Consider the following 15,244-nt stretch of genomic DNA (forward strand, 5'->3'; position numbering starts at 1 on the left):
GCCCACAGTTCTTATCAAAAGCTCTTTTCGTTCCCCCCCATAAACAGGATTTTTTTATGATGTAATAAATGATCTTTTCACCTACTCCTCTTGTACACCTCTTTCATATGATGGTGAAAAGGAGGTGATTTTTTTGAAAAAACGCTATTTAGTATGGTCGGATGTTCCCTATGCTGGCGAAAGTTCACCTCCCGATGATCCGGTGACACCTTCTGCCGGTTCTTGGCCGCTTACCTATTTAAAGCGCACACAAAATGGTGAGATCATCACCCCAGCGGGAAAAAAGGTAGATTTGGCTCTCTTACATCCTGATAAGATTGATTTTCGTAAAGAACTTAAAGTAGTGCAAAGATCTCTGGATACTTTGACGCCAGAACAAAAACAGATTGCTGTCTATTACGGAGCAGGAGTGCCTACTAAGCAGTGGACACCTGTAATAGACCGGCTGATTGATACCTATAATGTCTCTCCGACTGCTTCGGCTCAAATACAAGCTTGTTTTCATGGAGCTGTCAATGATGCCATGGTCGTGACCTGGGATCTCAAGTACAAATGGGATACAGCAAGGCCGAACCAATATGACCAGACACTAAAAACACTTTTGTGCACACCCCGTTTTCCGACTTATCCTTCCGGGCATGCTGTCATGTCGGGATGTGCCGAGGCTGTATTAAGTTACTTCTTCCCTAAAGAGGCCCGCAAGCTGAGAAAGATTGCAGAAGATGATGCTGACAGCAGATTGTATGGAGGCGTGCATTTCCCTTCAGATAATAGTGAGGGGCTGCGCTTAGGCAGAACTGTTGGAAAAGCTGTGATCAACAATGTAAAAAGCCAGCAGGGATTTGATCCAAACATTATTTCCCCTGTCTATAAAAATGCCAGCCTCTTTCCTGAGGATTACCGTCAATTCATCCCCTATGATTTTCCTGCCGGATGCTCTTCATTGACTCTAGGAGACGAAAAAAGGCAGAAAAAAACCCCGCAGAACCAGGATGTCCCCAAGCCGCTCCTAAAGAAGCTTATGTAATTTAGAAAGCACAAAAAATCCCGCATCAATGTTGATACGGGATTTTCTCATGAATGCAGCAGCCCATTCCGGTTCACGACATTGATCCCTCCGGAAGCTGAGATGATGCTCCCGGTAATCAAATCCGACTTCTCATCACAAATGAATCCGATGATACGGGAGATATCCTCGCCGGTACCCGACCTTCCAATCGGTGTCCGGTCATCCTTGATCGCCCTGGCGGTGTCAATGGATGATTCTTTCATATCTCCCCTGATATCGCCAGGACAGATCATGTTGGCGGTAATCCCATATTCAGCTTCCTCCAGCGCAATGGATTTTGTTAAAGAAACCAATCCTACCTTCGCTGCACTGAAAGCCGACCGGTAAAGCCAGCCCGGGGAGTGCTCGGCATCCTGAAAGCCGTAATTGACAATACGGCCGAATTTTTGTTCTCTCATAATCGGAATCGTCAGTTTGAGAAAATGAAAAACAGCCGTTAAATTCCCGTTAATCATCTCTTCCCACTCGGCATCGTCATAATCAATCAATTTCTTACGTTCAAAAATATAGGGGCCAGCATTATTAATCAAATAATCAATACGCCCGTAACGGTCCATCGCCTGTCTGACAATCCTGACGATGTCTTCCTTCTTTGTGATATCCCCTTGAACAAACTGGAGCTGTTCAAGATAAGGTGCCCACTCCTGCTTTAACTGTTCAACCCGGGCAAAGTCACTTTTGAAATTGACGGTAACCGAACAGCCTCTCTCAAGGAAATGCTCCGTCACCTTTTTACCGAGCCCCTTGGAACCGGCAGTAATCACTGCATGTCTCATTTTCACTCACCTGCAATATCAACTTTATCTATTAAGAAGAGAAATGAATTCCATTCTTGCATCAGCTTGATCAGCATACAAGCCCCGTACCGCTGTAGTTGTCGTAGATGAATTTGATTTCTTGATGCCGCGCCCGCACATGCACATATGCTTCGCTTCGACTACAACCATTGTGCCCTGTGGTTCCAAAATCCCTTCCACAGCTTGGGCAATTTCATTTGTCAGTCTTTCCTGAACCTGAAAACGTTTGGCATACCCTTCGACCATACGGCCGATTTTGGATAAACCAGTGATTTTCTTATCTGGTATATAACCAACGTGTGCGACGCCAAAGAACGGTGCAAAATGATGCTCACACATGGAATAGAATTCAATGTCCTTTACCATCACCAGCTCTTTATGCTCAACGTCGAATGTCTTTTCCAAGTGAAGCTTTGGATCTTCCCTGTATCCCTCTGTATACTCCATGAATGCCTTCAGCACTCGGAACGGCGTTTCCTGAAGCCCGTCGCGTTCAGGGTCATCTCCGCAGATCTCAATAAGGTTCTTTATCCCATCCATATACTGACGGGCTTTGATGATATCTTTATCTAAATCTCCAGAAGTCCCTTTGAATAAATCCTGGAGCCTTTTAATCATGAACTGATCTTCGGTCATTAACATAATAAATCTCTCCACTCTATTATGAAATAAAACCTTAAGAGAACATCTTACGGTTTCATGTATCCCTACTATATCACAAAAGTTATAAACCTTTTATGGTGGAACGCTTCTTGAAAATCATTACCATTTTCATCTCGATACTCTCCATTACTACTTCACCGCTTTAAAGCAGCCGGGGACAGTCCCCGGCTGCTTTAAAGCGGTAAAGCGCATCACATTAAAAAAACCATAAATATAATCAGCTCATACAGTCTATCCTAAGGGTAAATTCATTTATGAGGAGAGTTATTATGAGTACTGGATCCCCCAAGAGCCACAGAACGTTTTGCAACAGTGAGTATGACACTTTGAAGCGGGTCATTCTTTGTGAGCCTCACTATATGACGATCAGGGATGTCATCAATGAAACCCAGCGAAAGTTTAAGGATGAGGGTATACATATAGAAAAAGCAGTTGAACAGCATGGAGAGTTCGTCAAAACACTTAGAGACAATGGTGTGGAGGTTGCCCTGCTGCCGTATCATAAAAAATATCATGAACAGGTTTTCACAAGGGATATCGGGTTTACCCTCGGACAGACCGTTTTCGTTGCCAGAATGGCAAGTGAGGTCAGAAGAGGCGAAGAGGCTGTCCTGAAGCAATGGCTTGAGGATGAAGATCTTTCCTACTATAACCTTGCGGAAGACAGAATTGAAGGCGGAGACGTAGTCATCGACCAAAACACTGTGTATGTGGGGCTCAGCGACAGGACAACCCAGAGTTCCGTCGATCATCTTCAAAGCCTCCTGCCAAACTATGATGTAAAGGGCATTAAATTCAAAGCCGAGTACCTTCATTTAGACTGTGTATTCAATGTCATCTCACCTACAGAAGCACTCATATTCCGTGAGGCTCTGACAGAACAGGACATAGAGTTCTTCGGCTCACGCTATGAGTTGATCGATGTCTCGAAAGATGAACAATTTACACTAGGAACCAACCTTTTATCTATCGGCAGCAAGAAAATTCTCAGTCTCCCCGTCAATAAAGAGGTGAACAAGAAACTGCGAGATAGAGGTTACGATGTGCTGGAAGTCGATATCACTGAAATCATCAAATCAGGCGGATCCTTCCGCTGCTGTTCCTTGCCGATCTTGAGGGAAAGCAGTGGAGATACATCGGCACATTAGTAGTTAGTAAAAGGAATTTCAACTCAGGTATGAAATAAAAAACTAAAACCATACTATTTGGAGGATGAAGTCGCTTGGACTCCGTTCTCTTTTTTTATTTTAATATTACCGCCGTATATGCCCTGCCTCGCGTCCCATGGAGTTGAGCACCGATAATGGAAAACCTTAATTTTGTTATGTTCATCATCGCTTTTTGAAATTTCCCCAACACGTGTCGTACTCAAGGTGAATTTTGCTATAATCGTATTAAAATCAGGTAGACAGTGTGGTGTTATAAATGTTTAGGATTCTTGTCATTGAAGATGACTCAACCCTATTTAATGAGATAAAAGAACGGCTTTCCCAATGGTCATATGATGTGAAGGGAGTCAATGACTTTGGGCAGGTCCTACAGGAGTTCACCGAATACAAACCGGAATTGGTCATCATTGACATTCAGCTGCCAAAGTTTGATGGTTTTCACTGGTGCCGGCTGATTCGTTCCCACTCCAATGTCCCGATCATCTTCTTATCTTCCCGTGACCATCCTACAGATATGGTTATGTCCATGCAGCTTGGGGCCGATGATTTTATCCAGAAGCCGTTTCACTTCGAGGTGCTGGTGGCCAAGATTCAAGCCATTTTACGAAGGGTCTATAATTACAATACTGAAAATGTTCAACTGAAGACCTGGAATGGCGCCGCAGTTGATTACGAAAAAAATACCGTTACAAACGAAGCAGGAATGATCGAACTGACGAAAAACGAGATTTTCATTCTCAAACTGCTGATAAAAGAAAAGAACAAAATTGTCAGCCGTGAAAAATTAATGGAAAGCTTATGGGATGACAAACGTTTCATCAGTGACAATACCCTCACTGTCAATGTAAATCGGCTCCGCAAACGCCTTGAAGAGATCGGGCTTGGCCATCTCATCCAAACAAAAGTCGGACAAGGATACAGCGCAAAGGAAGAGACAGCCTTATGATCAAAATCTATTTGCGGGAAAGACTCAGCTGGATTTCACTCATCTTATTCTTACTATTATTCCTGCTCTTTTTCGCTTATCTCGATACATCCACCCGACTGGAACCAATTGTTTATTTCGTGTTTCTATCATTGATCATTTTTTCAATCTTCCTTGCCGTCCGTTATAACAAAGAGACAAAGTTTTACAGATCCTTAATCGAGCGCGCCAATGACCTTGATCCGTCCACCCTTGCCCGCAGCGAAAGTCCGTTTGAACAGATCATTGAGGACAGCTTAACCGGGCAAACGGAAACATTGAGAAAAGCTGCTTCTAAAAACCTTGTGGAACTCGAGCAGGAAAAAGACGACCTCCTCTCCTGGATTCATGAGGTAAAAACACCGATGACCGCCATGCATCTCATGATTGGGAGGATGAAAGATGAACCGATGAAGGCTGCCCTGACCTTTGAATGGCTTCGAATTCATCTGCTTTTGGATCAGAAGCTTCACCAAAAAAGGATATCTTTCATAGATAGTGACTTGTATATAGAAGAAACCGATTTGGAAGAGCTGCTTCATGGAGAAATCAAAACACTGCAATCGTGGTGCATCCAAAAAGGGATCGGGTTTGAACTCAACCTGGATAAGACCCTTGTCATCAGTGATGCCAAGTGGCTTGCATTCATCCTCAGACAGGTATTGTCCAATGCGGTGAAATACAGCAGGGACTCTGATATTATCATCAAAAGCAGCTGTAAAGATGAATTAACCTTACTCACGATACAGGATTTCGGGAGGGGCATCGATCCTAAGGACCTTCCCAGGATTTTTGATAAGGGCTTCACTTCTACCTCCCACCACCAGGACAGTGCATCAACAGGGATGGGGTTATACCTTGCCAAGAAAGCAGCCGGACCTCTTCATATCAGTCTTTCAGCTGATTCCAAGCCAGGCACCGGCACCACCTTTTTGCTCACCTTTCCTCAAGAAAATGATTTTATCAATATCAGGAGCATGTGACAAAACTGTCACATGCTTTTGCACATTGTTAGATGATTCGAAGGAACTTTGCCCGCCCCCTTTCTATAATGGACTTATCAACCTAAAAGGAGATTGAAGCCATGACTATTTTGGAAGCAGCTAAAATCCATAAAAGCTACGGGAATAAATTTAATAAACAAGACGTCCTGAAAGGAATCGACCTATCGATCGGGGAGGGGGAATTCGTCGGCATCATGGGTGCATCCGGTTCGGGAAAAACCACCTTGCTCAACGTGCTTTCATCCATTGATAAAGTGAGCGGCGGAAGCATCATAATCAACGGAAGCGAAATGACTTCCTTAAAAGAAAAGCACCTGGCAGAATTCAGAAAGAGCCACCTGGGGTTCATCTTTCAGGAATATAACCTGCTCGATACCCTGACTGTCAAAGAGAACATCCTTCTGCCTTTATCCATCACCAAAACGCCAAGGAAAGAAGCAGAAAGACGTTTCAAATCCTTAGCTGAAGAGTTGGGAATATACGAAATCAAGGATAAATATCCTAATGAAATTTCTGGAGGACAAAAACAGCGGACCTCTGCAGCACGGGCTTTCATTCATGAACCAAGCATCATTTTTGCCGATGAGCCCACGGGAGCCCTTGATTCCAAATCAGCATCCGATCTCCTCAATAAACTTAGTGATCTGAATCAAAAAAGAAATTCCACCATCGCCATGGTCACTCATGATCCGACTGCTACGAGCTTCTGTACAAGAGTCATTTTCATAAAAGACGGCCAAATCTATACCCAGCTTGTCAAAGGTGAACAATCAAGGCAAAGCTTCTTTAAAGACATCATCAAAACACAGGCTGTCCTTGGCGGTGTGCAGTATGAACATTAATGAACTCATCTTCCGCAATTTGAAGAAGAACCTGAAAAATTACTATCTGTATGTCTTTGCGCTGATCTTCAGTGTCGCCCTTTACTTCGCCTTTGTCACCTTACAATACGACCCGGCAATGGAAGGAACAAAAGGGTCCATCAAAGGGGCTGCAGCCATTAAAACAGCATCCGTATTACTGGTTGCCATTGTTGCGATTTTCCTCTTGTATGCCAACAACATTTTCATCAAAAGGCGCAGCAAAGAGATTGGATTGTTTCAACTTATTGGATTAACCAAAAACAGGATCTTCCGAATTTTGACCGCAGAAAATTTCATTCTTTACTTTGGGAGCATCATTGCCGGGATTTTAATCGGCTTTGCTTTTTCAAAGTTGATTCTCATGATTTTGTTCAAAATCACTTCAGTGGACGCCGTTGCCTCCCTTACCTTTTCTGAGAGGGCACTTATTCAGACATTGATTGTATTTGCAGGAATCTATCTGCTGATCATGTTTTTGAACTACACCTTCATCAAGAGGCAAAGTATCCTGTCATTGTTCAGGGTCATCTCCTCTACAGAAAGCAGGGTCAAAAAGATTTCCATTTGGGAGATCCTCATGGGCACACTCGGTCTTCTGCTCATCGTGTCAGGCTACTATGTTTCTTCTAAATTATTTGGCGGTGATCTCACCACGATCAATGAATTATTCTTTGCCATGGCATTCATCCTGGCATCTGTTATCATCGGAACATACTTCTTTTACAAGGGATCCGTACGTTTCATAGCCAACATAATTCGACAAAGAAAAAATGGTTACCTGAATATAAACGAGGTCTTATCCCTTTCATCCATCATGTTCCGGATGAAATCGAACGCCCTGCTTCTAACCATCATTACGACCGTTTCAGCACTGGCAATCGGCCTCCTTTCTTTAAGCTACATCTCTTATTATTCAGCAGAAAAAATGGCTGAAAATAATGTGCCGTCTGATTTTGCTTTTACCCAAACGGATGATGCCGAGCAATTCATGAATAAATTGGAGAAGAGCAGCATTCCATTTACTGAAACCCAAATTGAGGTTCTGCAAGTACAGCTGGATACAGCCGATATCATGGATATAGATATGGATAAATTAATGGTGAACCCTGAAGATATGACCTATCCTGTCATCAGTGAAAAGGCTGCAGAAGGCGTTGAGCTTGAAAACGATGAACTCCTATTTACGGGCTATGACGATATGTTAATGTCTTTCCTGTCACTAAGAGATTCAGGAAAAGTTACGTTGAACAGCAACTCTGGGGAAATTCCACAAAAATACCTGGGAATCCGAAAAGATCATTATATCTCCTGGTATTTCACTGCAGGTGGTCTTCCTGTTGCAATCGTAGATGACTCGGTTTTTGAAAAATTAAAGAATGACTTGGATCCGGAAATTCAAAAGGCCTCTGCCCTTTACACAGGAATTGATATTAAAGAGCCCTCACAGCTTGAAGAAGCAGATGCTATCTTCAGTGAAGGCAGGTTCGATCAAGAAAATCCTAACGATTCACAGTTGGCTATGGCAAATAGACAAAAGCAAATGATGGGGCTTACAATGTTCATCGTCGGCTTCCTTGGACTGGCATTCCTGATTACCTCAGGCTGCATCCTATACTTTAAACAAATGGATGAAAGCGAAAGTGAACGCCACCACTACACCATCCTGAGAAAGCTTGGCTATACACAAGGAGACCTGCTGAAAGGCATACAACTGAAACAAATCTATAACTTCGGAATACCGCTTGTCGTGGGCTTGCTTCACAGCTATTTTGCCGTCAAATCTGGCTGGTTCTTGTTCGGAACCGAACTGTGGACACCGATGATCATTGTAATGGGGCTCTATACGGCTCTCTATTCAATCTTTGGTTTCCTGTCCGTCCTGTATTATAAAAAAGTAATCAAGGAAGCACTATAAATGGTATACCCCTTGCTGTCATGGCGGGGGGTTTAAACTATAAATCAGTCACTCTTCAAGATTACCATTCTGCCAAACGATCATTTCTTTGGATGATCTTCCTTCTGCCGCCGCCCTTCCTTGAAAACCCGGCGCTAATTGGATATTCTTAAGACAACAAAGATAATGATGAAGGTGTGTTGAAATTGCGTATAAATAAATTTATCAGTGAAGCCGGAAAAGCTTCAAGGCGAGGAGCAGACAGGCTGATTGAAGAAGGCCGGGTAACCATCAACGACAAGCAGGCCAAGATCGGCGACCAGGTCAATCCTGGTGACGATGTCAGGGTAAGCGGACAGCAGATCCGGGTTGCCCGGAACAATGTTTACATTGCATTGAACAAACCAGTCGGGATTACGAGTACAACTGAAAAGGGCGTCAAAGGAAACATTGTTGATCTGGTGAACCATCCACTAAGAATATTCAACATCGGTCGGCTTGATAAAGATTCTGACGGCTTGATCTTGCTCACGAATGATGGAGATATCGTCAATGAAATACTCAGGGCGGAAAATCAACATGAGAAAGAGTATATCGTTTCTGTAGGCAAACCGATTACCCCCGAGTTCTTGAAACAAATGTCCGAAGGCGTCAAGATACTGGGGACCAAAACCCTGCCCTGTGAAGTCGAGCAGCTTTCAAAGTTTGATTTCAAAATCATCCTGACCCAAGGGCTGAACCGGCAGATCCGCCGTATGTGCGAGGCGTTGGGATATGATGTCTTCAGGCTTCAGCGCGTGCGCATCATGAACATCCATTTGGGGAACCTGCCGGTGGGACAATGGCGCGACCTGACCAAGAAGGAAAAACAGCAATTGTTCCGTGACCTGGATTATGAGCCGAAGGAATGGTGATTTGTACCACTTAAGGCAGCCTGACATCAGTTAGCCAGCAGAACTTCTTCACCTGGAGAGTCTTCAATTCTAGGCGAGGGCTGGATTTATATTTTGTTCGATTATGGATGTCCCTGCTTTCGCTGCGGGGGACATCTTTTTTGTGTTTTCGATCTTTTGTACACGCCCTTCGAGAATCATCATCTTTGGGTTTTCGAGTTTGATGTACCCCGCTCGCCTTTCGACGGTCATCCTCTTATGACTACACCGATTTGAGTTTTTTTTGAATCGACCACCTCATTGAGCCCCTATGACCACATCGATTTGGCTTTTCCTCTGAATCGACCACCTCATTGAGCTCCTATGACTACATCGATTTGGCTTTTCTCTGAATCGACCGCCCCATTGAGCCCCTATGACCACATCGATTTGGTTTTTCTCTGAATCGACCCCCTCATTGAGCCCCTATGACCACATCGATTTGGTTTTTCCTCTGAATCGACCGCCTCATAGCTCCTCTATGACTACATCGATTTGGCTTTTCTCTGAATCGACCGCCTCATTGACCCCCTATGACCACATCGATTTGGCTTTTCTCTGAATCGACCACCTCATAGCTCCTCTATGACTACATCGATTTGGTTTTTCTCTGAATCGACCACCTCATTGAGCTCCTATGACCACATCGATTTGGTTTTTCCTCTGAATCGACCGCCTCATAGCTCCTCTATGACTACATCGATTTGGCTTTTCTCTGAATCGACCGCCTCATAGCTCCTCTATGACCACATCGATTTGGTTTTTCTCTGAATCGACCACCTCATTGAGCCCCCTATGACCACATCGATTTGGTTTTTCTCTGAATCGACCGCCTCATAGCTCCTCTATGACCACATCGATTTGAGGTTTTTTTGAATCGACCGCCTCATAGCTCCTCTATGACCACATCGATTTGGCTTTTCTCTGAATCGACCACCTCATAGCTCCTCTATGACCACATCGATTTGGCTTTTCTCTGAATCGACCACCTCATAGCTCCTCTATGACCACATCGATTTGGTTTTTCTTTGAATCGACCGCCTCATAGCTCCTCTATGACCACATCGATTTGGTTTTTCTCTGAATCGACCACCTCATTGAGCCCCTATGACCACATCGATTTGGTTTTTCTCTGAATCGACCGCCTCATTGACCCCCTATGACCACATCGTTTTGGCTTTTCTCTGAATCGACCACCTCATAGCTCCTCTATGACCACATCGATTTGGTTTTTCTTTGAATCGACCGCCTCATAGCTCCTCTATGACCACATCGATTTGGTTTTTCTCTGAATCGACCACCTCATTGAGCCCCTATGACCACATCGATTTGAGGTTTTTTTGAATCGACCACCTCATAGCTCCTCTATGACTACATCGATTTGGCTTTTCCTCTGAATCGACCGCCTCATAGCTCCTCTATGACCACATCGATTTGGTTTTTCTCTGAATCGACCGCCTCATCGACCCCCTATGACTACATCGATTTGGTTTTTCTCTGAATCGACCACCTCATTGAGCTCCTATGACCACATCGATTTGGTTTTTCCTCTGAATCGACCACCTCATTGAGCCCCTATGACCACATCGATTTGGTTTTTCCTCTGAATCGACCACCTCATTGAGCCCCTATGACCACATCGATTTGAGGTTTTGTTGAATCGACCACCTCATAGCTCCTCTATGACCACATCGATTTGGTTTTCCTCTGAATCGACCACCTCATTGAGCCCCTATGACCACATCGATTTGGCTTTTCTCTGAATCGACCACCTCATTGACCCCCTATGACTACATCGATTTGGCTTTTCCTCTGAATCGACCGCCTTATAGAACTTTTATGTTTTTCAATTTTTATGCATGCTCACTCAAATCCGGCAAATCCATGCCCGTCCACCAAAAATCAGTCACCTTTTCACCAAATCCACTCTATTTTTTATGGAATAAGGGTATATATTACTACTAGAAGAAGGAGGTTACTATGGCATTCTATATATTCGACGTAGATGGCGTACTGACTGATGAGCATGCACGTCCCAGCAAGGATGTTTTAAGTATGATCGAGAAGCTTCACCAACAGGACGAACAACTGGCCTTCATCACCGGCCGCTCAAGGAAGTGGCTGAAGGAAAACATTTTTTCTTCCCTAAATAAAGACCAGGATTGGTCCGGATTATACTGCGTGGCTGAACATGGGGCAATCAAAGGAAAAGGCCCCGATATTGACTCATGGGATCTTGACCAAGATTTTATCATCCCTGAGAAAGTAAATGAGCCGCTGAAAAAAATCAGTAAAAAACCTGACTATGACGGACTGATCGAATGGGATGATACGAAAGAATCGATGGGAACAGTTGAAGCTGTCCATGGTGATCCAGGAGATGAGGAACATCTTGAGAAAACAAGAAAGGCACTAAAAGCTTATTCAGAAGAAGCAAAAGAAATCGCGGACAAGCACAACAAAAAAGTGGTGGTCTCCACTTATGGTGTGGATGTTGTTCCGCCTGACCTGTCCAAGAAAGTGGGAGCGCAATGGGTATTTAAGCAAACTTCCCTAAATGCAGAACCTGTGTTTGTTTTTGGCGACAGCCAGGGAGATTTCATCATGGCTGAAACGGCCCGCCAATCAGGTGCCAAAGAGGTTACATTCTTCTGGGTGGGAGAGGGAGACGCTCCTGAAACGGAAGATGAGAATATAACTGTCGAAGCTTCTAAGGGCAACTATGCGGAGGGAACAGAAGAAATAATCAAAGATATGCTCTAAAAAAGGCGGTTATCTGCCTCTTCTAAGCAGATAACCGCTTTGCTGTCTGCTTCCGAAAGCACCATTTCCAAAATCATGTTATACTTATAAAGTTGGATACTCTCAAATTGATCATTTTTTGAGAGGTGAAGTATGAAAAAAGCTACACAAGTATTTTGGTATGCATTAGCTATTTCATTGATAGTCGTAATTTGGGGAGCTGTTGCCCCGGAAAATCTAAACACGTTTTCTTCTAAATTGACTGGCAGGATCTTAAGTGATTTTGGCTGGTTCTACTTGTTGATTGTTATCGCCATTCTTCTTTTCTGTGTTTTCCTCATGTTTTCTAAATTCGGTAAGTTAAAACTGGGAAAGAAGGATGACGAGCCCGAGTTCAGCAGATCTTCTTGGTTTGCCATGCTCTTCAGTGCCGGTATGGGAATAGGCCTTGTCTTCTGGACAACCGCGGAACCTATATCGCACGCATTTATCAGCAGCCCTATGAGCGAGGAAGGATCTAATCAAGCAATTAAGGAAGCCTTGAAATATTCCTTCTTCCATTGGGGCATCCATGCCTGGGCCGTTTATGCCATTGTCGGTCTTATCTTAGCGTACTTTAAGTTTAATAAGGGAGCGCCTGGTCTGATCAGTGCGACACTCACCCCCTTGTTCGGAGAAGCGATGATGCGGGGGCCGCTCGGTAAAATTGTCGATGTGCTCGCAGTATTTGCAACTGTCATCGGTGTCGCGGCGACACTTGGATTCGGGTCGGCCCAAATCACAGGCGGCCTTGCCTACTTATTTGACACTCCAAATACGTTTACTATTCAGATTCTGGTATTGGCCATCGCCACAGTGCTGTTCATCTGGTCTGCCTGGTCTGGGATCGGAAAAGGAATTAAATACTTAAGCAACATCAATATGGGCTTAGCCATCCTTCTACTGGTCCTTCTATTTATTGTCGGGCCCACAATGTACATCCTCAATATGTTTACAGATACCCTGGGAAGATATATTTCTGATTTCTTTGATATGAGTTTCAGACTTGCTCCCTTAAATGAGGAAAATCGCAGCTGGATCAACGGCTGGACAATCTTCTACTGGGCATGGTGGATTTCCTGGGCGCCATTTGTCGGCATCTTCATTGCCCGTATTTCAAAAGGACGGACAGTGAGAGAGTTCTTATTTGGTGTATTGCTCCTCCCTTCCGTGGTGTGTTTCATTTTCTTCGCTGTATTCGGCGTTTCAGCCTTGAATCTGGAGCAGCTCGGAACTGCAGCGATTTCTGAACTGTCCCTGGAAACATCCACTTTCGGAGTACTTGCAGAGTATCCGCTTGGCTTCTTCATGTCGATACTGACCATTTTAGTGATTGCCATTTTCTTCATCACCTCTGCCGACTCCGCCACATTTGTGCTGGGGATGTTGAGTACGAACGGTCAGTTGAACCCTGGTAACTCTGTTAAAATCGGATGGGGCTTGATCCAATCGGCGATTGCTGCTGTCGTTGTCTATTTTGGCGGTACCCAGGGCTTGCAGAATATGCTGATCATCGCCGCCCTTCCATTTGCCATTGTGATGATTTTAATGGGCTTTTCTTTCTTCAAAGACATCCAAAAAGAAGCCCGTTCCCAACGGAAATAAATTAAGAGAATTGAATTAATCCATAGAGTATCCAATCGAAAGCACTGTTCCAAAAATGGGACAGTGCTTTTCTATTTAAATGGGAATCTAGTGTATAATGAAATTATCAGAATAGTAAAAATGAGTATTTGGGACTGATTATCTTGGCAAATAATAAGAGTGAAAATTATATTCTGCGTGCCAGAAGCAAGCAGTTCTATTGGGAAGGGGACGGTCAGCTCTCCATTAAGACCTTCGCCAACGGCAAGGCTTACTATAAGACTCCCGATGGCTTCTTTGCAGTTGGTGAACATCGGCATCTGATTCTGAATGAAGGCCCCTACACCATCATGATAGACGAAGAAACGGAGGTCGAGTCATTCTGCGTGTTCTTTGATAATGGTTTGGCTGGAGAGGTTCTCAGAACATTTCGTGATTCTGCTGGCAGCCTTTTATCTGACCCCTTTAAACAAAATAAAAGCGTCGATTTCTTCGAAAAAACCCATCAAACAACAGCCAGGCTATCGTCTATATTCAAGAGACTTCAAAATGATCGGGCAGCAGAGGAAGAAGACTATCATTTTCTTATGCAGGAATTGCTGCACGGACATATTCAGCAATTATCAGCTGCTCATACCCTTGCTTCTATCCGCACATCTACACGTGAGGAACTCTACAAGAGGATCAGTATTGCCCATGATTATATCAGGGCGTGTTTTCATGAACAGATTACGTTAAGTGACATATCCAAAACAGCTTGCCTTTCACCAAACCACCTTCTTAGGAACTATTCTCAAATTTATGGAAAAACCCCGCATCAGCATCTCACAGCCTTCAGAGTAATGGAGGCAAAAAGACTGCTCGCCGGGAGTGAACTCAATATGACAGACATTACCTTCCGAATCGGGCTTCAAAACCCGGTGTCTTTCAGTAAGTTATTCAAACAGCAGACAGGGTTCTCTCCCCTGCACTATCGGAAAAAAGTGAGAATGGATAAGAATAAGCAAACGTAAAAAGGTAGGATGAGGGAGAAGAAACAGAAGGGGGATTCAACTATGAACAAAGATGCGATTCAAAAAATCGGACAAATCGGAGTACCGGTACAGGATATCGGGCGTGCTGTAGAATTCTACAAAGAAAAATTGGGACTAACCTTGCTGTTCAATACAGATCATATGGCCTTTTTTGATTGCAACGGGCTTCGGCTGATGCTGACACTTCCTGAAAAGGAGGAATTTGCACAGGCCGGTTCTGTCATTTATTTTGATGTCAAAAGCATTACCGACTCCTATGAGAAACTCAAAGAAAATGAAGTGACCTTCCTGGATGAACCACATGTGGTCGCCAAGATGGGACAGACCGAAACGTGGATGACCTTCTTTAAAGACACAGAAGGCAATACCCACGCCTTAATGAGTGAGGTCTTCGCCTAAAATCAACGCCGGAATCTGGCATAAGACCTGGCATTGATTTTTATTTCCGCTTCACTCTCTAAATCCATGCACTTATGACCATGGCAGTATG

General features: G+C 44.0%; 13 protein-coding genes. 11 read left to right on the forward strand and 2 right to left on the reverse strand.

Annotated features, from left to right (window positions below; translation table 11 throughout):
- Positions 1–133: 133 nt before the first annotated feature.
- Entirely contained in the window at positions 134–1,027 is an 894-nt protein-coding gene (locus AC4E8A_RS22825; RefSeq protein ID WP_490196109.1) for a vanadium-dependent haloperoxidase, read from the forward strand.
- Between the two features lie 47 nt (positions 1,028–1,074).
- Here AC4E8A_RS22825 and AC4E8A_RS22830 read toward each other — a convergent pair whose 3' ends face one another.
- Positions 1,075–1,845 carry an SDR family oxidoreductase gene (locus AC4E8A_RS22830; protein WP_490196110.1) on the reverse strand — a complete coding sequence of 257 codons (771 nt, stop codon included), beginning with the start codon at positions 1,843–1,845 and terminating at the stop codon, positions 1,075–1,077.
- A 24-nt stretch (positions 1,846–1,869) separates the two neighbouring features.
- A complete protein-coding gene (gene folE / locus AC4E8A_RS22835) occupies positions 1,870–2,502 on the reverse strand; it encodes a GTP cyclohydrolase I FolE (RefSeq protein WP_490198966.1) in 633 nt (210 codons plus the stop codon).
- A gap of 296 nt (positions 2,503–2,798) precedes the next feature.
- Here folE and AC4E8A_RS22840 point away from each other — a divergent pair, with 296 nt between their 5' ends.
- From AC4E8A_RS22840 to AC4E8A_RS22885, 10 genes are all read left to right on the forward strand, one after another.
- The gene (locus tag AC4E8A_RS22840) at positions 2,799–3,677 is read left to right on the forward strand and encodes a dimethylarginine dimethylaminohydrolase family protein (RefSeq protein WP_490196111.1); all 879 of its coding nucleotides are present in this window, start codon (positions 2,799–2,801) and stop codon (positions 3,675–3,677) included.
- A gap of 277 nt (positions 3,678–3,954) precedes the next feature.
- Positions 3,955–4,644: a response regulator transcription factor gene (locus AC4E8A_RS22845; RefSeq protein ID WP_490196112.1), complete on the forward strand. Its 690-nt coding sequence runs from the start codon at positions 3,955–3,957 to the stop codon at positions 4,642–4,644.
- Entirely contained in the window at positions 4,641–5,645 is a 1,005-nt protein-coding gene (locus AC4E8A_RS22850; RefSeq protein WP_490196113.1) for a sensor histidine kinase, read from the forward strand. The genes AC4E8A_RS22845 and AC4E8A_RS22850 overlap by 4 nt, the downstream gene beginning before the upstream one ends.
- 101 nt (positions 5,646–5,746) lie before the next feature.
- The gene (locus tag AC4E8A_RS22855; RefSeq protein WP_490196114.1) at positions 5,747–6,508 is read left to right on the forward strand and encodes an ABC transporter ATP-binding protein; all 762 of its coding nucleotides are present in this window, start codon (positions 5,747–5,749) and stop codon (positions 6,506–6,508) included.
- Positions 6,498–8,444 carry an ABC transporter permease gene (locus AC4E8A_RS22860; protein ID WP_490196115.1) on the forward strand — a complete coding sequence of 649 codons (1,947 nt, stop codon included), beginning with the start codon at positions 6,498–6,500 and terminating at the stop codon, positions 8,442–8,444. The genes AC4E8A_RS22855 and AC4E8A_RS22860 overlap by 11 nt, the downstream gene beginning before the upstream one ends.
- Positions 8,445–8,620: 176 nt before the next feature.
- Complete coding sequence (rluF, locus tag AC4E8A_RS22865) at positions 8,621–9,337, forward strand: 23S rRNA pseudouridine(2604) synthase RluF (RefSeq protein WP_490196116.1); 717 nt, start codon at positions 8,621–8,623, stop codon at positions 9,335–9,337.
- A gap of 1,998 nt (positions 9,338–11,335) precedes the next feature.
- Positions 11,336–12,118 (forward strand): HAD-IIB family hydrolase, encoded by a 783-nt coding sequence (locus AC4E8A_RS22870; protein ID WP_490196117.1) that lies wholly within the window; start codon positions 11,336–11,338, stop codon positions 12,116–12,118.
- A gap of 132 nt (positions 12,119–12,250) precedes the next feature.
- Entirely contained in the window at positions 12,251–13,741 is a 1,491-nt protein-coding gene (locus AC4E8A_RS22875) for a glycine betaine uptake BCCT transporter (protein WP_490196118.1), read from the forward strand.
- A 143-nt stretch (positions 13,742–13,884) separates the two neighbouring features.
- Positions 13,885–14,733: a helix-turn-helix domain-containing protein gene (locus AC4E8A_RS22880; RefSeq protein ID WP_490196119.1), complete on the forward strand. Its 849-nt coding sequence runs from the start codon at positions 13,885–13,887 to the stop codon at positions 14,731–14,733.
- Positions 14,734–14,775: 42 nt separating this feature from the next.
- On the forward strand, positions 14,776–15,153 hold the full coding sequence (locus tag AC4E8A_RS22885) for a VOC family protein (RefSeq protein ID WP_490196120.1): 378 nt from the start codon (positions 14,776–14,778) through the stop codon (positions 15,151–15,153).
- The last annotated feature ends 91 nt before the right edge of the window (positions 15,154–15,244 follow it).

This window comes from Bacillus sp. SRL337 (assembly GCF_984799155.1).